Source organism: Thaumasiovibrio subtropicus (assembly GCF_019703835.1).
In the GTDB taxonomy this organism is placed as follows: domain Bacteria; phylum Pseudomonadota; class Gammaproteobacteria; order Enterobacterales; family Vibrionaceae; genus Thaumasiovibrio; species Thaumasiovibrio subtropicus.
In genome coordinates, this window is sequence record NZ_AP023054.1 from 3013805 (window position 1) to 3035185 (window position 21381).

Genomic DNA, 21381 nt, shown 5'->3' on the forward strand with positions numbered 1-21381 from the left:
CATCAGTGTACAATTTGTTACAACTCATTAACCAGGGCGCTTATTGCCAAGGATTTCACACTTCTTAGACATAAGTGACCGCATAATCAACGAAATGCAGATAATTTATGCAATCGCGCTAGTATACTTTAGCAGCCCTAAGGTATCCGTATGGGTTATTTGAAGCTGATCCAATTTCAACTTTTCTTCTTACCGCTCACCGCCACTCTCTTATCTATACAACACATCCCGCAGAATCACTGTTAAACTTATAGTGACTTCACGGTGCAGGATTTAGATTCATCCCAATTGGAGTTACACTACCCATTTCCGACTATCGAAAGAGAACGCAATCAGTTATGGCTGAATACGTATATTCCATGTTGCGGGTGAGCAAAATCGTGCCACCGAAGCGACAAATCCTGAAAGACATCTCCCTCTCGTTTTTCCCTGGCGCTAAGATCGGTGTTTTGGGTCTCAACGGTGCAGGTAAATCGACCCTTTTGCGCATCATGGCGGGTATCGACACTGATATCGATGGTGAAGCACGTCCAATGCCTGGCATCAAAGTCGGTTACCTACCACAGGAGCCGCAACTTGATGAAAGCAAAACGGTTCGTGAAGTGGTAGAAGAAGCGGTTTCTGATGTCGCGGACGCACTTTCTCGTTTAGACGCAGTATATGCAGCCTACGCAGAACCTGATGCTGACTTCGATGCACTAGCCAAAGAGCAAGGTGAACTTGAGGCTTTAATTCAAGCCAAAGATGGTCACAATCTGGATAACGCCCTAGAGCGTGCTGCTGATGCATTGCGCTTGCCAGAATGGGATGCCAAAGTTGAGCATCTTTCTGGTGGTGAGCGTCGTCGTGTTGCTATCTGTCGCCTGCTACTTGAAAAGCCAGATATGCTGCTACTTGATGAGCCAACCAACCACTTGGATGCAGAATCTGTCGCATGGCTTGAGCGCTTCTTAGTCGATTATAACGGTACCGTTGTGGCCATCACCCACGACCGTTACTTCCTCGACAACGCTGCAGGCTGGATTCTAGAACTTGACCGTGGTGAAGGTATTCCATGGCAAGGCAACTACACCTCATGGCTAGAGCAAAAAGATGCCCGTTTGAAGCAAGAAGCTTCACAAGAGAAAGCTCGCCAGAAGACAATCGAAAAAGAACTAGAGTGGGTACGCCAGAATCCAAAAGGTCGCCAAGCGAAATCAAAAGCCCGTATGGCACGTTTCGAAGAGCTGAATAACAGCGACCATCAGAAGCGTAATGAGACCAATGAACTCTTCATCCCGCCAGGTGAGCGTCTTGGTGACAAAGTCATCGAAGTGAACAACCTCACCAAATCGTTTGGTGATCGTGTGCTTATCGATGATCTCTCATTTAGCATGCCGAAAGGGGCTATCGTCGGTATCATCGGTGCCAACGGTGCGGGTAAATCGACCCTCTTCAAAATGCTTAGCGGTACAGAACAACCTGACTCAGGCACGATCGAGCTTGGCGATACGGTGAAACTGGCGTCGGTTGATCAGTTCCGTGACTCAATGGACGATACCAAGACGGTTTATCAAGAAATTTCTGAAGGCGCTGATATCATTAAAATCAACAACTTCGAAATTCCTGCACGCGCTTATTGCTCGCGCTTCAACTTTAAAGGCAGCGATCAACAAAAGATCATCGGTGAGCTATCCGGTGGTGAGCGTAACCGCGTGCACTTGGCGAAACTTCTTAAAGCAGGCGGCAACGTATTGCTACTCGATGAGCCAACCAATGACCTTGATGTTGAAACCTTGCGCGCACTAGAAGAAGCGCTACTTGAGTTCCCAGGTTGTGCCATGGTTATCTCGCACGACCGCTGGTTCCTAGACCGTATCGCAACACATATTCTTGATTACCGTGATGAAGGCCAAGTGAACTTCTTCGAAGGTAACTTTACCGAATATGCAGAGTGGTTGAAAAAGACTCTAGGTGCACAAGCCGCCGAACCACATCGTATCAAGTACAAGCGTATTGCGAAGTAATGATGCTTCGAATATCTCACCATGAGGTATTAAGGGCACTTATTTGACTTTTCGCTCATCAAAAGACCGCTCCGGCGGTCTTTTTTTCGTTCTCCAGTAAAAAATCTGCGTCCCACCTCTCACTGATGACAAAACAGACAATTCCCTAACAAAAAACACCGATACAGGTTACAAAATCACCACCCAGAACTGGTGAAATCACCACCGACTGGTTACGCTAGAATAAAGCAGGAGATCTATCATGACCGAACATCGTCGATTTATTCGCATTGTTTACAACTCGCCCGCAACCATCTCGCAACAAAAACAGCAATGGCAGAGCGAAATTCGCGACCTTTCCCTTCATGGATTGCTGCTTATTCGACCAAAAGAGTGGAAGCCAGTTCACAATAACATGTATAATGTCGCGTTTTCATTGCAAGACAGCGACATCGTATTGCAAATGGAAACCGAACTGGTGCACTACTGTGACGACTATCTTCGCATGCAAATTGCGCATATCGACATCGACAGTATTAGTCACCTCAAGCGGCTGGTTGAGCTCAATGTCGGTAATGATGAATTCTTACACCGGGAATTGGAACAACTCAGCGATTTACATAATCACTAATTCCGTTGTTCAATGAGTAAAGAATCGACTGCCGACACATCGGCACCTACATCGCTGTTCGATTGTCACCCTTGGCCAAGGACGATTGGCCTGGTGGTTTTCGCGACTGTTATCACCGCTGTTGCAGGGATGAAGTTTCAACGCGATCACGCCCTCGAGCACTACCATTCGCAAGAACAACAGATCAACATGCTGACTGAACGCAATCAGTCACTGACTGCTGACCGTCACACTCTGCTGACCGCCAGCTTTTATCAACAACAACTGCTCCGCGAACGTGACGAGCGACTCGCGCAGCAAGACGTTGAAATGAATCTTCTTGAAGAACGCATGGACAGTGTTGAAATTGCCATGGGGATTCAAGACGCGCCTGAAGCTGAAGCCTTGGAAAGTCGCGTCGATACCGCCGCCATCAACACCGCGATGCGTGCAACGATGCTACGCCTGATTCCAAGTGGGCAACCTATCGAGAGTTTCCGCCGTTCATCCGGCTTCGGCAAACGTGTCCACCCGGTAACGGGGGAAGTGCGTAGCCACTTAGGGTTAGACCTTACTGCCGATATTGGCACCCCAATCTATGCGCCCGCTGATGGTGTGATTGAGCAAGTTCGCCGCAGCCGCTCTGGATACGGCAACATGGTGCGGATGCAACATGCCTTTGGCTTTACCACGGTATACGCACATCTTGATGACTACACGGTCAAAGCCGGTGAGTTTGTCAACAAAGGCCAACTCATTGCCTATTCAGGTAACTCAGGACTGTCGACTGGCCCCCATCTACATTATGAAGTGCGCTTTTTGGGACGGGCCCTTAACCCGAAATCCTTCATCAACTGGGCACCCGACAACTTTGATAGCTTGTTCCAAAAAGAGAAAAGCATTGCTTGGAGTAGCATGATTGATGTCATCGCCGAATCAATGACCTTACCGGTGCAATTGACACAAGGAAGCAACGGCACACCAGCCCTTGCAGTGCACCACCAGATACATCAAGAGAATGATGAAGGCTGATGCCACTATTTCCAGAGAGCAAGGATCACCTTGCTCTTTTTGTTTGTGACCTTTTCCTCAAAATCTAGTCAACCACTTCAGTTTGCATTGCACTTCTTCCTAACACCTCGAAAGTTTTTACTGCCAGCATCCCGATAATTTACTTTTGCTCGTAAAGTAGTCATGTACACGAAGTAAAAAGGTGAGCATCATGGGTGGTAAAGCAGTAAAACTGGGTGATATTGGTACTGGTCACGACGGCTTTCCGCCTACGCCCGTTTGCGGTGGCTCACCGAACGTTTTCATGGACGGTAAACCTGCTGGTCGAGTTGGCGATCCTTTGGTGCCCCACTCCAAACCTAAGCACCCACCGCATGGCCGCTGTATCGCCTCCGGCGCAGGTTCCGTCTTTGTGAATGGCAAGCCCGCCGCACTGCACGGTGGCAGTGTCAGCTGCGGCGGCAACACCCAAGGTAGCGGTACCGTCACCATTGGAGATGCGCCTGAAGTCGCCAGTTTAAGCTCATCACCGATTTCCCCTGTCGAGTTGCCGCAGTATGAAGGATAGATGAGGTCATTCAAACTACTCACCGTATTAGCCGGCTAAATCAAGCTCTTCTTGGTCGCCAAACTCAATCCTATTTCCCTCGACTGGTATGTTTGGGACTACCCTTTTAGTTGGTATTAACCCATCTACCGAGAGTGGCCTTTTTTAATCAGTCGCGAAGTCGCCTCTGTCATTTCAATTGTCGTTTTAAGTCAACTCATATCCTATATTCACAAACGACCAATGCTCACTGTGATGGGTTTTAAATACTCAGATTGAGACCCATAAAAAAGCTCGCGGAAACACCGCGAGCTTTTCAGGTTCACATTGTTTGCTATTCAAGCAAACTCAAGATGCGTGAAAATTGCCCTACATTTCGTTGAAGACTTCCACGGCTTGATCAAGCTTAGTCACGGGATAAATCTTCATCCCTTCAATGCCCCCTTTAGGCATATTGGCTGCTGGCACAATCGCTGTTTTAAAGCCATGCTTGAAGGCTTCATTTAAGCGATCTTGGCCGCTTGGGACAGGTCGAATTTCACCCGCCAAACCAACTTCACCGAAAACCACTAAGTCTTGCGGTAGTGATCTATCGCGGAAGCTTGAAATCAACGCCATGATCAACGCAAGATCGGCACTGGTTTCGGTCACTTTCACCCCACCAACCACGTTAACAAACACATCTTGATCGGCCATTTGTAAGCCGCCGTGCTTGTGCAGTACTGCCAGCAAAATGGCAAGACGGTTTTGCTCCAATCCCACCGCAACACGGCGCGGATTCGCCATCTGCGAGTAATCCACCAGCGCTTGAATCTCAACAAGTAACGGACGGGTGCCTTCCCATACCACCATCACTGAACTGCCCGATGTTTGTTCTTCACCACGCGTTAGGAAAATGGCCGAAGGGTTACTCACTTCGCGCATCCCTTTTTCCGTCATCGCAAAAACGCCAAGTTCATTCACCGCGCCAAAGCGGTTCTTGTGGCTACGAAGGGTGCGAAATCGAGTATCACTGCCGCCATCAAGAAGAATGGAACAGTCAATACAGTGCTCTAGTACTTTTGGTCCCGCGAGGGTGCCATCTTTGGTGACATGGCCCACCATAAAGATGGCGACATTGTTCTGCTTCGCAAAACGCGTTAGCGCCGAGGCGGATTCTCGCACCTGCGCAACACTGCCCGGTGCGGACTGAACATCGTTAACATGCATCACCTGAATCGAGTCGATGACCATGATTTTCGGCTGCTCTTGCTTAGCCACAGTACAGATGTTCTCTACACTGGTTTCGGACAACATCTTTAGCTTATCTTTCGGTAACCCGAGTCGTGAAGCTCGCATCGCGACTTGTTGCAGAGACTCCTCACCAGTGACATAGAGCGTAGGCATCTGCTCGGCCAACCAACACATGGTTTGCAGCAGTAAGGTACTCTTACCTGCCCCGGGATTACCACCAATTAAGATAGCGCCCCCCGGCACAACACCGCCACCGAGTACGCGATCTAGCTCTTTGAACCCTGAGCTAAATCGAGGGACTTCCTGCAGATCAATCTCAGACAGGACTTGCACCTTGCCTTCAGCCTGTCCAGCATAACCCGCATATTTTTCGTTGCGCGCCACAGTCGGGGAAGCGGCTAATCGAACTTCAGTAATGGTGTTCCAACTGCCACACGCGGTACATTGCCCCTGCCACCGAGGGTAATCTGCGCCACAGTCATTACAGACATAAGCGCGTTTTGTTTTTGCCATGAGCGAATCACTTCCATGAAACCTGCTACAGCTCTCTCTTTTCACCTTTAAAAACAGGAATTAATCAAAGTGAAAATGTGAAATTACTGTAAAATAGACTGTAATAGTATGAAATTGACAGTCTAACAGAAAACCCAATGTCACTGGACGAACATAAAGACATCATTGAAAAGTTAATCCCACTCTATGATAGTGACGATTACGACGAGATGGTCGGCTTCCTCATGGAAGGCGCAACTCCGCCTACTCGTTTACAGGTTAAAATGGAAATTAACCGCTTGATGGCCCCTTGCCATAAGCTCATTGATCTACGCGGTAAAGTGAATGGCGAATGCCGTGAGTACCAACTACACGGCTTGAGTCACTGGCTCGATGATGTCGCCATCAATACCTACCATCGCCGTATTAAATTCTATGGGAATCAGTATCGGGAAGGGCTTTATGAAGAGCTGATGAACACACGGAACAACTTCCGTGTCATGCACCAGCAAGGTGTCGATCCTAACGAGCCTAAACAAAAGTCACTCTCGGCTGCTGACGATACCCTCGTGGTCAATGCGCTTCGGTTTGGCAACTACATGTCACGCAGTGAAAGCCGCCTGTTTATTTCCACGCCTGTTGAGATTCAGTTACCCCTCAAACAGATGGTGAATGGCGTTACGTCTGACATTTCACCCAGTGGCGCAAAGTTCAAAGTCCCGTCTGCATTTAACTACGGATTAGGGCAAACCCTCACTGCACGTTATATTGAGCTAGGTGAACGCGCAGGAGTGCGCGAACTTTTAACCGGCATCAAATACCGAATAATCGGTGTGGATAAAAGCGATAACGACAGCTTCCGCTGGCTACGCTTAAAAGGGTTAGATACCAGCGAAGCAGTGGCTAAAGCCATTGAGTACGAAAAAAACAACACCCAAAAGGTGAAAAAAAATACCGATGATCTCGCTATGCAAGCGAAATCAAAAGGTTATGAGAATTGCTACCTAAAGCAAACGAGCGCCTTGCCGGTTTACTTCGCAGATGATCAAATTCGCCATGTTCTGCTGACCGCACAAAACCATCCTGTTTGGGAATACTGGCATGATGAACGCAATCAGCCTGTTATCCACCATTTATTGAATAAAACTCGGATGCGTGCGCTAGGTAAGCCCGGGCTTAAGCAAGCTACCACCTTAATCTACTCTTTCCAGCATCAACAAGCTGACAAAACATACTTCTACTCAGCAGCCATGCCAGAACTGAGCCTTGAACAGCGGCGACTTTTCTGGCTACTAGGCGCTAAGCGAGAAAGCTGGCGCGTATTTCGGTTATCGGTATTTCCTCTCAATGATGATGATCATCAGCGCATGGATGATGTTGCGCCAAATCTGGTCGAAGAACATGCAAAGCTGAGCCATGTCGCGCTAGTCGAAGACCTCACCTTAGAAGAGAGTAAAAACGATTACTTATTAGTCTCGAAGCCAAGCATCAACGCGAAAGAGCTCAACGTCTTTGTTCATGGACGAGATACAATCAGTGAAGAGCTGACCCGTTACTTTGACCCTCAACCGCAGCGGGCAGAAAATCGCTATCAGTTCAGTACCAAAGTCACTTTCGCCAGCAAGAAAACCGGTAAGATATCAACCTCAACACTCGATATCTCAGCCCATGGCCTCAACATTGGTCTTACGAAACCGGTACCGCTCAATCGTGGAGATGTCATTCCACTCACGTTGGATGAGCTCACTAAAAAAGCCCCGGCCAATGTACTGACAGCGGTGCAATACCGGGTCGTGCGTGTCGCCCCCGATAGAAAAAGCATTCAAGTCGTCTGCGACGATCCTGATCATAAGGCCGTCGCCTACCTCGACCAGTTGCTGACCAAAAATCACAGTAAACTGACGCAAATCGAAGAGAATATCAGCCATAAAGAGCTACTTCTGGTGCTCTATCAAGTACTGCTCAGTCGACTCAAATGTGTGCCATTTTTCGCAGACAAGCAAAACCACCGCTTGAACTTGAGAACCATTGGCCTCAACTTCCCCCTTTTAGGTTTCCACAAAGTCTTATCCGTATTAAGTCAACATAGCGGCGGTAACGATCGACAGTACTCCATGGCAGCACTGTTCAAAGGCAAAATGAAGCCCGTGATCACGGATCCAATGCGACCGATTGATCCCCCTAAACCCACTGTAAACGAGCTCTATTTAAAAATCTTCAAACTGGGTGATCGCATCACGGATGTCGAATGCAAGTTACTTTCAGAATTTGAGTCCACGGAAGAGCGGATCAAATTCATCAAAACAGCACAAAGTAATGGCACCTTTTACGCCCTGCGCGCCAGTGCGCTGCCCATGAAAGGGGCGCTAACACTACTCACCAGTCAATATTTAACCGAGTTGGCGCAGCATACACTGCATCGTGCACGTGCCATCGAAAGTGAGTTTAGTTCGCTGGTAGGCTGTGGTGAAGTCACAGACATTACGGAGGAAGTACTAACACGCTTGTCGCTCAACGCGGTCTAACACAAAAAAGGGAGCATTACGCTCCCTGAGTCACAGACCGAAATTACCGATACCGCTTCCAACTCAAGCGCTGTGGCAGCAAAGAAGCGGATAGCATGCACATCACCCCAGTGAGATCCGCATGGCGAACCGCCTTTTGCGCTTGCGCCACCACTTTCGGTTTGGCATGAAAAGCAATCCCCGTCCCCGCGGCAGCCATCATCACTAAGTCGTTTGCACCATCCCCTACCGCGACGGTGTTGTAACGAGGAATATCAAACTGATCCGCCAACTCGGTGAGTATGTCGGCCTTACGCTGCGCATCCACTACCTCACCCAGGACTTCACCAGTCAGCTTGCCATCTTTGATTTCAAGTTGATTAGAAAAGGCTGCGGTTAAGTTGAGCATCTCTTTGAGGTGATCCGAGAAGTAAGTAAAGCCGCCAGACGCAATCGCAACATGCCACCCACACGCTTGCAAGGTAGCAGTAAGACGTGCCATTCCCGGCATGAGCGGCAAATTGTCTTTCACCTTATCCAAGATTGCGGCATCAGCCCCTGCGAGCGTTTTAACACGTTGACGCAGGCTCTCTTCAAAATCTAACTCACCTTGCATCGCTCGCTCAGTGACTTCGGCAACTTGCTCACCTACCCCGGCTAGCGCCGCAATTTCATCGATACATTCAATCTGAATCGCTGTCGAGTCCATATCAAACAGCACTAAGCCGGGTTCTGACAGATCAGGTAGCTCATCTAACGATGCATAATCTAAACCTAAGGCATCTACAATGGTCTTGATTTGCTCAGTCAGTTCCCCTTCAATCAGCAATACTTCGTAATCCCCGACTTGCCAACTGTTCAACACAACTGGGGTTTCTCCGGTGTAGGCTTCAATATCCTCTAGTTGAGCTGGCAATAAAAACGGCCCGAATAATAGCCAATTGGCTTGCGTTAGGTTGAGTTTTTTGGCTCCGCGCTGAGTTGGGAAGCGAGACATCAAGCCCGTATGCTTCTTTATTGGCAGTGGAGAGAATCCATTCATGACATATCCTTTACTTTCACAGTGTCAGTGTAATTATTCATTCATGCTTCGGCATAAACATAACCGACCTCAACACAAGCGCTATCTCTAACGTGACTACCGCTATGGTAAGCGTTGAATTCACCAGACAATTTGCCTATATACTCAAGCCACCTCAAGATGCTGAACCCTGCATCTTGAGGTGGCTTGACTATAAGTCGTTTACGTTTCTGTCGAAACTAGCGTCCCTACCTGTGTCAATGTATAGTAATTCCCAGTAAATTTCAGCCCGGAATTCGAAGATGAGTAATTATAGAAAGCGCTTACTTCGCGTATGGCAGGTGACAGTTATCTTACTGACCCTTGGTGGCTTAGCCATTATGCTCAAGTATTCTGCTCACCTCAGTGTGCAGAATAATCAGGCCATTAACGAGCAAACAGAGCTTTTATCGCGCGTGGTGATTCGTCAAGCAGCGGATACCGCAGCCCCATCCATTGCAGAAAGTGATCAACAAGCGCTCGAGAGTCTCATCACTCAGTTGAGCCGCGAACCACTGCTGCTTGATGCCACCATCTATGACGCAGAAGGCATTACCATTGCGCGCACCAAGAACGCAATGCCTTTAAGCCAAACACTCGGCTTGAACACGCCTCTGTCGGTCGCCAGTTTAGGGCGGCGCCAGTTAGTGGAGCCGATTTTGTTTGAAGGGAACATGGTCGGATTTATCCGCATTACACTTGAGAAAGGCCGTGTCAACGCGGCGGCAAATAACCAAGTCGATGCCCATATCAACATTATTCGTGGCCTCATTTTGGCCGCTATGGCCCTCGGCGCCTTGTTGGTCTTTACCTTCGCCAGACGTAAAAGCGATCAACCACTCTTTCTGCTGCCACATCAACGCAATTAACTCCGGCAGCTAACAACCATTAATGAGCTTGAGCCGCGTCAAGCTCAATTTTTCCTTTACAATCAATACAATAACATTCATTCAATTAACTACCCAACGCTTGATTGCAATGACATCGATCCAGACATAATACGTAATTCGGCGATGTTGCATCTATTACTGAGAACCAATACTCGAAATCATGTGCACTCTTTTCTAGACTGATATTCGCTTAGATAGCATGTCCCTTAAATTGAAAATCGAGGACAAGATAATGACTTGGACATACTATCAATCGACTGGCAATCTTTACTTAGATGATGAATTTGTCGCACAGGGCTATTCAGGCAAAGGCGACCATAAGAACAAACCAGACAGCGAGCACATCGTGGGTCAGGGTCCCATACCTAGAGGGAAATACAGCATTGGCTCTCCAAGACGAAGTCAAAGGACTGGCCCTTATGTATTACCTTTAACGCCAATTGGACACTCTGCGCACGGACGTAGTGCTTTTCAAATTCATGGCGACTCGATTAGTGATCCCGGCACCGCCTCTTCTGGCTGCATCATTCTTACCCGTAATATCCGCACTAAAATCTGGGACAGTGGTGATCACGAATTAGAAGTAAAAAGAAGGAAATCTCAATGAAGTTATTCCTTCTCTGTGCCACTTTTCTTACCTACAGCTGTTTTGTCAATGCAGACAACATACCTGATTGTTCAGGCGCTGAACGTTGGCCCTCTGCAATGGTTCAGGTGAACTTAAAAAATGAATTTGGTATCACGTTAAGTGATATTGAAAAGATCGACGTGGAAAGGATCGCCAATCAACCTTTAGACGAAGAAGTTCACCGGCAAGTACATGAAGTCACCCTCACTTTAAATGATAACCGCGTTTTTAAAGCAATTACGCTTCATGACGCTTCTGCTGAAGAGTGTTCAATGAGTGGCGTAAAGATTTACTGGGTACAGAAAGAATCTGGCGCAATGTAAGCAGCTACTTTGCTGAGTCGCTTTTTGAAGGGCGAGTTTTCTAGGCTCGCCACCTTTATTATTGCCGTTTGATTGAATCGGCTAGCACTGCAAAGCAGTGCTGAATAACACCAAAGAGTAAGGGGACTCGCTCAGTTAACCTAACAGCTCCCTTCGCACTATCTCAGCCCCCGCATTTAAGGCATTTAACTTCCCTGTTGCCACCTCACGAGATAACGGTGCCATGCCGCAGTTGGTACAAGGGTAAAGCTTATCTGCATCGACAAACTGTAATGCTTTTCTCAACGTCTCTGCGACCTCTTCTGGGGTCTCGATTTCATTCGTCGCGACATCAATCGCGCCAACCATGACCTTTTTGCCGCGGATAAGGGCCAGCAACTCAATCGGCACCCGTGAGTTTTGACATTCCAAAGAAATAATATCGATATTCGACTGTTGTAACTTTGGAAATACCTCTTCATATTGGCGCCATTCTGAGCCTAAGGTTTTTTTCCAATCTGTGTTGGCTTTGATGCCATAGCCGTAGCAGATGTGCACGGCGGTTTCACACTTAAGCCCTTCAATGGCGCGCTCAAGGGTGGCTATCCCCCAGTCATTCACCTCATCAAAAAACACATTAAACGCAGGCTCATCAAATTGAATGATATCAACCCCAGCCGCTTCTAACTCTTTCGCCTCTTGATTGAGAATCTTAGCAAACTCCCAAGCCAGCTTTTCGCGACTCTGGTAGTGCGCATCGTACAGGGTGTCAATCATGGTCATAGGACCAGGAAGTGCCCACTTAATCGGTTTATCCGTTTGCTGACGCAGAAACTTAGCGTCTTCCACAAACACAGATTTAGGGCGGCTCACCGGGCCAACCACTGTGGGGACACTCGCCTCATAGCGGTTACGAATTCTGACGGTCTCACGTTTTTCAAAATCGACACCGTCTAAGTGTTCAATGAAAGTGGTGACAAAATGTTGGCGTGTTTGCTCACCATCACTGACAATATCGATCCCGGCATGTTGCTGTGATTGCAAAGACAGCAAAAGCGCATCGTGCTTACCGCTAACAAGCTCTTCATCTTGCAGTTTCCAAGGAGACCAGAGTTTTTCAGGCTCTGCCAACCAAGATGGCTTTGGCAAACTGCCCGCGGTTGACGTCGGAAGTAAAATCTTTGTTGTCATAATACTGTATGCCTCTGCGCGTTATCGAACGTAATTAGCTGACCATTGTTCAAGGATCGCTTGATACGGTTTAATGAAATGCTCTTGCGCAAACTTCCCTTGCTCAACAGCCAAGTGACTGCGCTCTTTTCGGTCATACACTATCTGCGTCAGGGAGTGGTCTTGATGCTTCAAGTTTGGTTGATAACACTTCCCTGCAACCGCATTGGCATTATAAATTTCAGGACGATAGATCTTCTGGAAAGTTTCCATCGTGCTGATCGTACTGATCAGCTCTAGATTGGTGTAATCATTGAGAAGATCGCCAAAGAAGTAAAAGGCGAGAGGCGCGACGCTATTCGGCGGCATAAAGTAGCGAACCTCTAGACCCATTTTCTGGAAGTACTTCTCCGTCAGTGACGATTCATTCGGTTGGTACTCCACGCCAAGTATTGGATGTTCATTCTCAGTACGGTGATACGTTTTATTATCAGAAACACTGAGACACATTACTGGCGGCTTCTTAAAGCGCTCTTTATAAAACGATGACGCCACAAAATATTTAAACAATTTGCCGTGAAGATCGCCAAAGTTATCCGGCACAGTAAATTGCTCTCTGTTTTTATTATGGTCAAGTAGTAGGACACTAAAATCATAGTCGCGAACATACGATGAGAAATTGTTACCGACAATACCGTCAATGCGTTGATTCGTCTTTTTATCTAAGATAGTCGTATTCAATATTTCGATCGTTGGGAAGGTGTTGTCATTCCCTTCAATATCGATATCGACAGAAATGATATCCAGTTCAACAGCATAACGATCGCCCGCCGGATTGTCCCAATTCGCCAGCGCGTTAAAGCGGTTATCAATCATCTTCAATGCATTGCGAAGATTCTCTTGGCGGCTTTCACCACGTGCCAAGTTAGCGAAGTTTGTCGTAATACGCGTATTGTCTGAAGGGCTATAATTTTCGTCGAAACGAAGACTTTTAATAGAAAACGTGAAATCTCTACTCATGACGATGGGCATCCTATTTGCTGAGCTAAACCTGACTATATATTCCTTACACTTTCTGGGGAGATACGCAAACTCATCAAGGACGTTTGAATATCGTCATTTGTTGTCTGATTTTCCCAGTCAATAGGACTCGCAATCTTATGATGTTTGGCTGACTGCCTTTTTATTCGTTAACTGCAAGTTAAACTAAAGTTAAGAGCAAGGACTCTTTTATACTCAGCCACCTGTTTGAATAGAAGTGGTTTAATTTCATACTCAACATGAGATTTCTTCATGATCGCGAGTCGTTTCTCGATTTGTCGCTTTTTGTTCTCCGCTTCACTCTGCTTGATAGCCGTTAAAGAGACAAAAACACACTGCAAAAAAATGGTATAAAAAAGCCTGCTCACAAGGAGCAGGCTTTTACAGAAGTTTCGCTAAAAAGGCGCTTACGCTTCTTCAGCATCACCCAATAGAACAGATTCTAGCGCGATCTCAATCATCTCATTGAAGGTCAATTGACGCTCTTCAGAGGTTGTTTGCTCACCACGAAGAATGTGGTCTGAAACCGTACAAATCGTCAGCGCTTTTGCACCAAATTCAGCCGCAACACCGTAGATACCCGCCGCTTCCATTTCAACACCTAGAATGCCGTACTTATCCATGGTGTTGAAGAAGTCAGGTTCTGGTGAGTAGAACAGATCCGCAGAGAAGATGTTACCGACACGCACAGGAATGCCTTTCGCTTTCGCAGCTTCATGCGCATGGCGAACCATGTCAAAGTCAGCAAGTGCCGCAAAGTCATGGCCGTGGAAACGGGTACGGTTCACTTTAGCATCGGTCGATGCGCCCATACCGATAACAACGTCGCGTAGTTTCACATCGTCACGCACGGCGCCACAGCTACCAACACGAATGATCTTCTTCACACCGAAGTCTTTGATAAGCTCGGTCGCGTAGATAGAACAAGATGGAATACCCATACCGTGGCCCATCACAGAGATACGACGGCCTTTAAATGTACCGGTAAAACCGAACATGCTACGTACGTCGCACACTTGTACAACGTCTTCAAGGAAGGTTTCAGCAATGTATTTCGCGCGTAGTGGGTCACCTGGCATCAGAACTACGTCAGCGAAATCACCCATTTCAGCGTTAATATGCGGAGTTGCCATTCTCTTTTCCTTTTCAGTTAGTAAGAGTTACAGGAAGGACTTGCCGTAGTCCATCTCAGTTGTTTCAAAATAGCCAGCAAGGCTTTGGCCGATATCAGCAAACGTGTCACGCAAACCGAGAGAGCCCGCCGCGATGTTCTGTCCATACACAAGCACAGGCACGTGCTCACGCGTATGATCGGTACCCGGCCATGTTGGATCACAACCGTGATCCGCCGTGAAGATCAGCACATCGTCAGGCTGCAGTTTTTCTAGCAGCTCAGGCAATCGGCTATCAAAATATTCCAACGCTGCCGCATAGCCCGCGACATCACGACGGTGGCCATAAGCCGAATCAAAATCAACGAAGTTAGTAAAGACAATCGAGTTATCACCCGCTTCGTCCAATTGTGCCAAGGTTGCATCGAAAAGTGCAGGGATCCCTGTGGCTTTCACCTTCTGAGTGATACCGCAGTTTGCGTAGATATCGGCAATCTTACCAATCGAGATCACCTCACCACCTTTCTCATCCACCAGCTTTTGCAATACGGTGGCTGATGGTGGTTCTACAGAAAGATCACGACGATTTCCCGTTCGAGCAAACTCCCCCGCTTTCGCTCCCACAAACGGACGCGCGATAACACGGCCAATGTTGTAGTCTTCGAGCTCTTCACGGACGATATGACACAACTCAAGTAAGTTATCTAAGCCATAGGTCTCTTCATGACAGGCGATCTGGAACACAGAGTCGGCAGAGGTATAGAAGATAGGCTTACCTGTTGCCATGTGTTCTTCACCCAAGTCATCCAGTACTTGCGTACCTGATGCATGACAGTTACCCAAGAAGCCCGGCAGGTTAGCGCGCTCGACGATGCGATCAAGCAGTGCTTGAGGGAAACTGTTGGTTTTGTCGGTAAAGTATCCCCAGTCAAACAAAACAGGCACACCTGCAATTTCCCAGTGACCTGAAGGCGTATCTTTCCCAGAGGAAATTTCCGCTGCATGGCCATACGCACCAATGATCTCAGCCTCAGCATCTAACCCCTGAGGGAAATGCCCTGTCGACTCTTCTGCCGCTTTACCCAAACCGAGTTTTGAGAGGTTAGGTAGCGTTAATGGTCCTTGACGGTTGCCATTATCAGCGGCACCTTTGGCACACTGCTCAGCGATATGGCCCAACGTATCTGAGCCAACATCACCAAATTGCTCAGCATCGGCCGTTGCGCCAATACCAAATGAATCTAAGACACAAATAATTGCTCGTTTCATTGCTTTATTCCTTTACACATCATCCATAGTGATGCGTTTATAGACGTCCGGCGACGCTTCTGGCGCTCGCTCGGTAATCACCATTGCACCACGGATTTCATCAGCTGCTTCCTGCCACTGGGTTTCATTGCGGGCATGAACAACAGCAAGTGGCTTGTCACTGTCTGCGACATCACCAAGGCGAATCATCTCTGCTAGGCCCACACCGTAATCGATGTTATCGCTGGCAACGCGGCGGCCACCGCCCATTCCAACGACCGCCATGCCTAACGCTCGCGTATCCATTGCCGTCACATACCCTTTATGGGTCGCGTAAACAGGGCGAACAATCTCGGCGGTCGGTAGGTACTTGTCATAATGTTCTACAAAATCCGTCGGGCCACCTAAGCCTGACACCATCTTGCCAAAACACTCTGCGGCACGGCCATTAGCCAGCACAGCATCAAGCTTTTGATGCGCTTCAGCATCGTCTTTCGCTAAACCTGCGTTCAACAACATGTCAGCACACAATGCCATGGTCACGGCGTAAAGGCGTGGATTGCGAACACCTTCCCCAGTCAGGAACTGTACCGCTTCACGCACTTCTAAGGCATTACCCGCCGTTGACGCCAACACTTGATTCATGTCAGTCAGCAACGCAGTTGTTTTCGTGCCCGCCCCATTTGCAACCGCCACAATCGACTTCGCTAGTGACTCTGATGCTTCATAGGTTGGCATGAAAGCCCCTGAACCGACTTTGACATCCATCACCAAAGAGCCCAATCCAGCGGCTAATTTCTTAGAAAGAATCGATGCTGTGATCAGGGAGATATTATCAACCGTTGCGGTAACATCGCGTGTCGCGTAAACACGTTTATCCGCCGGCGCGAGGTCGCCCGTTTGGCCAATGATAGCCACACCCGCCTCTTTGGTAACTTGACCAAATACCGCATTGGTTGGTGTGATGTTGTAGCCGGGGATAGATTCAAGCTTATCCAATGTGCCGCCGGTGTGGCCTAGACCTCGGCCTGAAATCATCGGCACGAAGCCACCACACGCGGCCACCATCGGGCCCAGCATCAAGGATGTCACATCACCAACACCGCCAGTGGAGTGTTTATCAACGACGGGGCCACCAAAGTTCATGTGTGACCAATCAAGCACTTGACCTGAGTCACGCATCGCACACGTGAGTGCAACGCGCTCGTCCATGTTCATATCGTTAAAGAAAATTGCCATCGCGAACGCGGCAATCTGCCCTTCGGAGATGGTGTCTGTCGCGATTCCTTGGATAAAAAAGTTGATCTCTTCGCGACTCAACGCAATGTTATCGCGCTTTTTGCGAATAATTTCTTGTGGTAAAAACATCACCCACACCTCTCAGTTTTTGAGAAAATACAACGAACAGAAAGTAAAGAGGCATCCCCATCGGCATGCCTTCTCAATGCGATTAATAACCGCCTTCTGCTGCTTTCTCACCTTCACCAAGCGTGTGAAGTAAGTTTGCAAGCAAGCTTGATGCACCGAAACGGTAATGGTTAGCATCAACCCAGCTGTCACCCAAGATCTGATCGGCCATCGCAAGGTATTGCGCAGCATCTTCAGCGGTACGCACACCCCCAGCTGGTTTAAAACCAACACGATCAGCGACACCCATCTCTTTGATGACTGTCAGCATGATCTCAGCGTATTCGGGTGTGGCATTAACAGGCACTTTACCTGTTGAGGTTTTGATGAAATCCGCGCCTGCGTGAATTGAAATTTCTGAGGCTTTACGGATAAGCGCTTCTTCTTTCAGCTCGCCAGTCTCGATGATCACTTTCAGCGTAATATCACCACAAGCGGCTTTACACTGTTTCACCAACTCAAAGCCAACGTCTTCGTTGCCTGCCATCAATGCGCGGTATGGGAATACCACATCGACTTCATCAGCACCGTAAGCAACGGCAGCTTTTGTTTCGGCAACGGCGATCTCAATGTCGTCATTACCATGCGGGAAGTTGGTCACCGTCGCAATTTTTACTTCTGGTGTACCTTGTTCACGCAGCGTCTTCTTCGCAATAGGAATAAAACGTGGATAGATACAAATGGCGGCAGTTGCGCCTGCTGGGCTATTCGCTGCATGACACAGGTCGATCACTTTCTGATCGGTATCATCATCATTCAACGTTGTTAGGTCCATCAGTTTTAAGGCACGTAATGCTGCTGCTTTCAATTCGCTCATGACTATCTCCAGTCCTAATACTTTCTACCAAGTTAATCTGTTTTCCGCTGCCAGTAACGTCTTGTTACTGCAGAGCTGAGCGGACTTGGTTCCTTGAAGACTTAAACCTTTCTCAGGCTCAATCGACATCCATGTACACCGCGCGAACCTCACATCATCTGCTGGCTCGCTCACTAAACCGTTGTAACGAAGCTTGTCGCCCAACCACCTAGTGATAGATTGCTAAACAGGTGAAAACCCAGTGTAGCAACCCATGTATCAAGCCTCTACGGCCGATACGTTTCTTAACGCGTTATCACTGTTTCCCAGCAGCACCAATCACTGCACGAGATCACAATCTGCTTGGTTAAGAAAAAAAACGCTCAATGATCCATTGATATAGCTGGCCGCCAGCATAGACACCAACGATTCCCATCACCCCAGACAGAACAGGTGGCGCAGGAATAGGCAGCTTAATCGCTGAAAACAGAACGCCAACCACCATACCGGCGATTAACGCCATCACAACTTCTTGCATCTCATAATCTCTATGTTGCAAATCCCTCTCCTAGTGTAGTCGCACAACGCACGATGAAAAGGAGGAGGAGCGTCGGATTTTAAGTGTTTTCTGCTATTGGTGCCGTGGAGATAAAAAGCAAACGTTTTGCATCCCTCACTCTAGGCCAGCCATTTTTAGGCTTCAGAAACAACAAACGCCACAGCAAGCTGTGGCGTTTGGTTCTGACAGTGTGCGGATTACGCGAGTGTCAGGAAGAAGCCTGCAATGGTTGCAGCCATCAAGTTAGATAGGGTACCAGCAATGATTGCTTTCACACCTAGACGCGCGATGTCGCCGCGACGTTTCGGTGCCAGACTACCCAAACCACCCAACAGGATAGCGATAGACGATAGGTTCGCGAAACCACATAGTGCAAACGAGATGATCGCTTTCGTCTTCTCAGAAAGTACTACTGGTGCAGCATCACCTAAGTAAGGTGCGAAGCCTGCGTATGCAACGAATTCGTTTGCAACAGTCTTAAGACCAATGAACTCACCTGCGATAGTCGCTTCAGCCCAAGGTACACCGATTAGCCATGCTAGTGGTGCAAAGATTAGACCTAGGATACCTTCTAGAGTTAGGTTCTCTTGACCGAATAGGCCACCCGCCCAACCTAGGAAACCATTCACTAGCGCGATCAGACCGATGAACGCGATTAGCATCGCACCCACGTTTAGCGCAAGCTGAAGACCAGAAGCCGCACCGCCCGCTGCTGCGTCGATAACGTTTGCTGGTTTGTCATCGCCTTCTGCGCCGATGTCAGCAAGTTGCTCAACTGGCTCATTCGTTTCTGGCTTGATGATTTTAGCGAATAGAAGACCACCTGGTGCCGCCATGAAAGAAGCCGCAACAAGATATTCAATTGGCACGCCCATTGACGCGTAACCCGCCATTACACCACCAGCGATAGAAGCTAGACCACCACACATTACCGCGAATAGCTCAGACTGAGTCATCTTAGGAACGAAAGGTTTAACAACCAATGGGGCTTCTGTTTGACCAACAAAGATGTTCGCAGCGGCAGACATAGATTCGGCACGAGAAGTACCCAGCGCTTTCTGCAGACCGCCACCAAGAATCTTGATAACCCACTGCATTACACCCAGGTAGTAAAGTACTGAGATCAGAGCTGAGAAGAAGATCAGCGTAGGAAGAACCTTAAACGCAAAAATGAAGCCCAGACCGTCCACAGAGAAGTTAACAAGGTTACCGAAAAGGAAACCAGTACCTTCTTGGCCGTAGTCAATTACGTTAGATACAGCGTCAGAAACGCCTTTAAGTACTTTCTGGCCCGCAGGGACAAAAAGGATAAAACCACCCAAGATAAACTGGATAGCAAATGCACCACCAACGGTGCGAAGGTTAATCGCTTTACGGTTATCAGACAGTAGTACGGCAATGCCTATTAATACCACCATCCCAACCAGGCTCATAATTAGGCTCATAGTAAAGGGGTTCCTAAAATTTATATTTGGCGTCTCGACAGTTTTGGCTCTAAAAGAGTCCAGCGCATTATACGGATGCGCGGCGCGATAAAATAATGTCAAAATCACACTTTTAAAAGCAACCAAAAGGAAATGAGATCTAAAACCGTGATATAGGTCACATTATAGACAGCATTTCACGCAAACGTTTTTCGCAAACGTTTACGTCGTGATAACGATTCATCCATTCACAGCCCAAATAGCGCTTCGCTGTTGCGTACCGTTGCGCTCGCTAAGTCCTTGATCGACTCTTTTCGTACTTCGTCCAATGCCCGCAAGACGAGTGGCAACCTGTCTGGCTTATTAGGCTCACCTTGAAACCCAGCGAGAGGCATATCCGGCGAATCGGTTTCCAATACCAAGGCTTCTAACGGTAATCGACTGATCGCATCACGGGTTTTTTTAGCGCGTTCATAAGTAATAGTCCCTCCCACCCCAATCACAAAACCCAATTTGAAAAAATCCATCGCTTGTTGATAGCTTCCCGAAAAGCCGTGGACAACCCCTCCTTTATTAGGTCGATACTTTTTTAGTACTTTGAGCATCTCACCATGGGCACGTCGACAATGCAGAATGACAGGGAGTTGATGTGCTTTTGCCAACATCAGGTGGGCTTCCAATATATTGAGCTGCAATTGGGTATCCGTCGTTTTCTGAAAAAAATCGAGCCCGCACTCACCAACCGCGACACAATCCGCTGAGGCGTTGGATAATCGCGTAGCCAGATGCTCAACGTCACCTTGCTGATGTCTTGCAAGAAAATAGGGGTGCATACCAAGCGCATAGTAGACGCCGGGATGGTTATCGCTCAATGTTTCGACCTGCTGCCAGTTCCATGCCCCGACACTGGGCACAATAAAACGAGTGACGCCAGCCGCATGGGCAGAAGCAAACAACGCGTTGTGATCAGCTTGAAAAACGTCAAAGTCGAGGTGGCAGTGGGTATCGATAAGAGGCTCAAAATTCATGAAGTTAGGTCTCTAGATTGCCATTTTAGGTATCACACTCATTAATAGTATATGAGCAACTATTTGTGTGACTACTCACTTTTCTCCATTCGCCATCACACTCAGGCGATTACTAAGCTCATAACCCACATATGGAGTTGTGATATGTATCACCTCCTTATTCGTGAGTTACCAATTGTGACATTTTTTGCTGTGGTTCAAGGAGGGTTTTCGAGGTTTACCGTTCCGACTCTGAAGGCTTTTTTATTATCGTATAGCGGTCGTACTGTTTATGTATAAAGCAGCGCGACCGCCGACCATTGATTTCGGTTAGGACGATCAATAAGGACCCAAA

The 21381-nt window shown here is 47.9% G+C and carries 18 protein-coding genes and 1 pseudogene; 8 read left to right on the forward strand and 11 right to left on the reverse strand.

From position 1 onward, the window contains the following. Positions 1-338: 338 nt before the first annotated feature. The 4 genes and pseudogenes from ettA to TSUB_RS13430 all read left to right on the forward strand — a co-directional run. The gene (gene ettA, locus TSUB_RS13415; protein WP_087021889.1) at positions 339-2006 is read left to right on the forward strand and encodes an energy-dependent translational throttle protein EttA; all 1668 of its coding nucleotides are present in this window, start codon (positions 339-341) and stop codon (positions 2004-2006) included. Between the two features lie 241 nt (positions 2007-2247). After that, positions 2248-2616 (forward strand): PilZ domain-containing protein, encoded by a 369-nt coding sequence (locus tag TSUB_RS13420; RefSeq protein ID WP_087021892.1) that lies wholly within the window; start codon positions 2248-2250, stop codon positions 2614-2616. A gap of 12 nt (positions 2617-2628) precedes the next feature. Then, positions 2629-3627 carry a M23 family metallopeptidase gene (locus TSUB_RS13425; RefSeq protein ID WP_087021895.1) on the forward strand — a complete coding sequence of 333 codons (999 nt, stop codon included), beginning with the start codon at positions 2629-2631 and terminating at the stop codon, positions 3625-3627. Positions 3628-3817: 190 nt separating this feature from the next. Further along, positions 3818-4102, forward strand: a pseudogene (locus tag TSUB_RS13430) (type VI secretion system PAAR protein); the annotation flags it as partial. 420 nt (positions 4103-4522) lie between these two features. Here TSUB_RS13430 and radA read toward each other — a convergent pair. Next, positions 4523-5899 (reverse strand): DNA repair protein RadA, encoded by a 1377-nt coding sequence (gene radA / locus TSUB_RS13435; RefSeq protein ID WP_087021900.1) that lies wholly within the window; start codon positions 5897-5899, stop codon positions 4523-4525. Between the two features lie 137 nt (positions 5900-6036). Here radA and TSUB_RS13440 point away from each other — a divergent pair, with 137 nt between their 5' ends. After that, positions 6037-8403: a PilZ domain-containing protein gene (locus tag TSUB_RS13440; protein WP_087021903.1), complete on the forward strand. Its 2367-nt coding sequence runs from the start codon at positions 6037-6039 to the stop codon at positions 8401-8403. Between the two features lie 43 nt (positions 8404-8446). Here the strand turns inward: TSUB_RS13440 and serB are convergent, their stop codons facing one another. Then, complete coding sequence (serB, locus tag TSUB_RS13445; protein WP_087021905.1) at positions 8447-9424, reverse strand: phosphoserine phosphatase; 978 nt, start codon at positions 9422-9424, stop codon at positions 8447-8449. Positions 9425-9705: 281 nt separating this feature from the next. Between serB and TSUB_RS13450 the strand changes: the two genes are divergently transcribed. From TSUB_RS13450 to TSUB_RS13460, 3 genes are all read left to right on the forward strand, one after another. Beyond that, a complete protein-coding gene (locus tag TSUB_RS13450; protein WP_087021908.1) occupies positions 9706-10311 on the forward strand; it encodes a YtjB family periplasmic protein in 606 nt (201 codons plus the stop codon). A 253-nt stretch (positions 10312-10564) separates the two neighbouring features. After that, positions 10565-10939, forward strand: a complete 375-nt coding sequence (locus TSUB_RS13455) for a tlde1 domain-containing protein (RefSeq protein ID WP_087022278.1) — start codon at positions 10565-10567, stop codon at positions 10937-10939. Next, positions 10936-11283: a hypothetical protein gene (locus TSUB_RS13460; protein ID WP_087021911.1), complete on the forward strand. Its 348-nt coding sequence runs from the start codon at positions 10936-10938 to the stop codon at positions 11281-11283. Before TSUB_RS13455 ends, TSUB_RS13460 begins: the two co-directional genes overlap by 4 nt. A gap of 135 nt (positions 11284-11418) precedes the next feature. On the opposite strand, the gene TSUB_RS13465 is transcribed toward TSUB_RS13460, so the two are convergent. The 9 genes from TSUB_RS13465 to TSUB_RS13505 form a co-directional block, all read right to left on the reverse strand. Then, positions 11419-12453, reverse strand: coding sequence for a methionine synthase (locus TSUB_RS13465; RefSeq protein ID WP_087021914.1), 1035 nt, complete (start codon positions 12451-12453; stop codon positions 11419-11421). A gap of 21 nt (positions 12454-12474) precedes the next feature. After that, positions 12475-13452: a DUF1852 domain-containing protein gene (locus TSUB_RS13470; protein WP_087022281.1), complete on the reverse strand. Its 978-nt coding sequence runs from the start codon at positions 13450-13452 to the stop codon at positions 12475-12477. Positions 13453-13880: 428 nt separating this feature from the next. After that, complete coding sequence (gene deoD, locus TSUB_RS13475) at positions 13881-14606, reverse strand: purine-nucleoside phosphorylase (RefSeq protein WP_087021917.1); 726 nt, start codon at positions 14604-14606, stop codon at positions 13881-13883. A gap of 27 nt (positions 14607-14633) precedes the next feature. Beyond that, a complete protein-coding gene (locus TSUB_RS13480; RefSeq protein ID WP_087021920.1) occupies positions 14634-15854 on the reverse strand; it encodes a phosphopentomutase in 1221 nt (406 codons plus the stop codon). Between the two features lie 12 nt (positions 15855-15866). Beyond that, complete coding sequence (gene deoA, locus TSUB_RS13485; protein WP_087021923.1) at positions 15867-17201, reverse strand: thymidine phosphorylase; 1335 nt, start codon at positions 17199-17201, stop codon at positions 15867-15869. A gap of 82 nt (positions 17202-17283) precedes the next feature. Then, positions 17284-18057: a deoxyribose-phosphate aldolase gene (gene deoC / locus TSUB_RS13490; RefSeq protein WP_087021926.1), complete on the reverse strand. Its 774-nt coding sequence runs from the start codon at positions 18055-18057 to the stop codon at positions 17284-17286. Between the two features lie 346 nt (positions 18058-18403). Then, the gene (locus TSUB_RS13495; protein ID WP_087021929.1) at positions 18404-18574 is read right to left on the reverse strand and encodes a XapX domain-containing protein; all 171 of its coding nucleotides are present in this window, start codon (positions 18572-18574) and stop codon (positions 18404-18406) included. A gap of 218 nt (positions 18575-18792) precedes the next feature. Further along, on the reverse strand, positions 18793-20040 hold the full coding sequence (locus TSUB_RS13500; protein ID WP_087021932.1) for a NupC/NupG family nucleoside CNT transporter: 1248 nt from the start codon (positions 20038-20040) through the stop codon (positions 18793-18795). 227 nt (positions 20041-20267) lie between these two features. Then, positions 20268-21047, reverse strand: coding sequence for a TatD family hydrolase (locus TSUB_RS13505; RefSeq protein ID WP_087021934.1), 780 nt, complete (start codon positions 21045-21047; stop codon positions 20268-20270). Positions 21048-21381 lie beyond the last annotated feature (334 nt).

Coding starts and splice junctions, on each gene's coding strand:
- ettA (WP_087021889.1), top strand. CDS start 339: ATGGCTGAATACGTATATTCCATGTTGCGGGTGAGCAAAATCGTGCCA.
- TSUB_RS13420 (WP_087021892.1), top strand. CDS start 2,248: ATGACCGAACATCGTCGATTTATTCGCATTGTTTACAACTCGCCCGCA.
- TSUB_RS13425 (WP_087021895.1), top strand. CDS start 2,629: ATGAGTAAAGAATCGACTGCCGACACATCGGCACCTACATCGCTGTTC.
- radA (WP_087021900.1), bottom strand. CDS start 5,899: ATGGCAAAAACAAAACGCGCTTATGTCTGTAATGACTGTGGCGCAGAT.
- TSUB_RS13440 (WP_087021903.1), top strand. CDS start 6,037: ATGTCACTGGACGAACATAAAGACATCATTGAAAAGTTAATCCCACTC.
- serB (WP_087021905.1), bottom strand. CDS start 9,424: ATGAATGGATTCTCTCCACTGCCAATAAAGAAGCATACGGGCTTGATG.
- TSUB_RS13450 (WP_087021908.1), top strand. CDS start 9,706: ATGAGTAATTATAGAAAGCGCTTACTTCGCGTATGGCAGGTGACAGTT.
- TSUB_RS13455 (WP_087022278.1), top strand. CDS start 10,565: ATGACTTGGACATACTATCAATCGACTGGCAATCTTTACTTAGATGAT.
- TSUB_RS13460 (WP_087021911.1), top strand. CDS start 10,936: ATGAAGTTATTCCTTCTCTGTGCCACTTTTCTTACCTACAGCTGTTTT.
- TSUB_RS13465 (WP_087021914.1), bottom strand. CDS start 12,453: ATGACAACAAAGATTTTACTTCCGACGTCAACCGCGGGCAGTTTGCCA.
- TSUB_RS13470 (WP_087022281.1), bottom strand. CDS start 13,452: ATGAGTAGAGATTTCACGTTTTCTATTAAAAGTCTTCGTTTCGACGAA.
- deoD (WP_087021917.1), bottom strand. CDS start 14,606: ATGGCAACTCCGCATATTAACGCTGAAATGGGTGATTTCGCTGACGTA.
- TSUB_RS13480 (WP_087021920.1), bottom strand. CDS start 15,854: ATGAAACGAGCAATTATTTGTGTCTTAGATTCATTTGGTATTGGCGCA.
- deoA (WP_087021923.1), bottom strand. CDS start 17,201: ATGTTTTTACCACAAGAAATTATTCGCAAAAAGCGCGATAACATTGCG.
- deoC (WP_087021926.1), bottom strand. CDS start 18,057: ATGAGCGAATTGAAAGCAGCAGCATTACGTGCCTTAAAACTGATGGAC.
- TSUB_RS13495 (WP_087021929.1), bottom strand. CDS start 18,574: ATGCAAGAAGTTGTGATGGCGTTAATCGCCGGTATGGTGGTTGGCGTT.
- TSUB_RS13500 (WP_087021932.1), bottom strand. CDS start 20,040: ATGAGCCTAATTATGAGCCTGGTTGGGATGGTGGTATTAATAGGCATT.
- TSUB_RS13505 (WP_087021934.1), bottom strand. CDS start 21,047: ATGAATTTTGAGCCTCTTATCGATACCCACTGCCACCTCGACTTTGAC.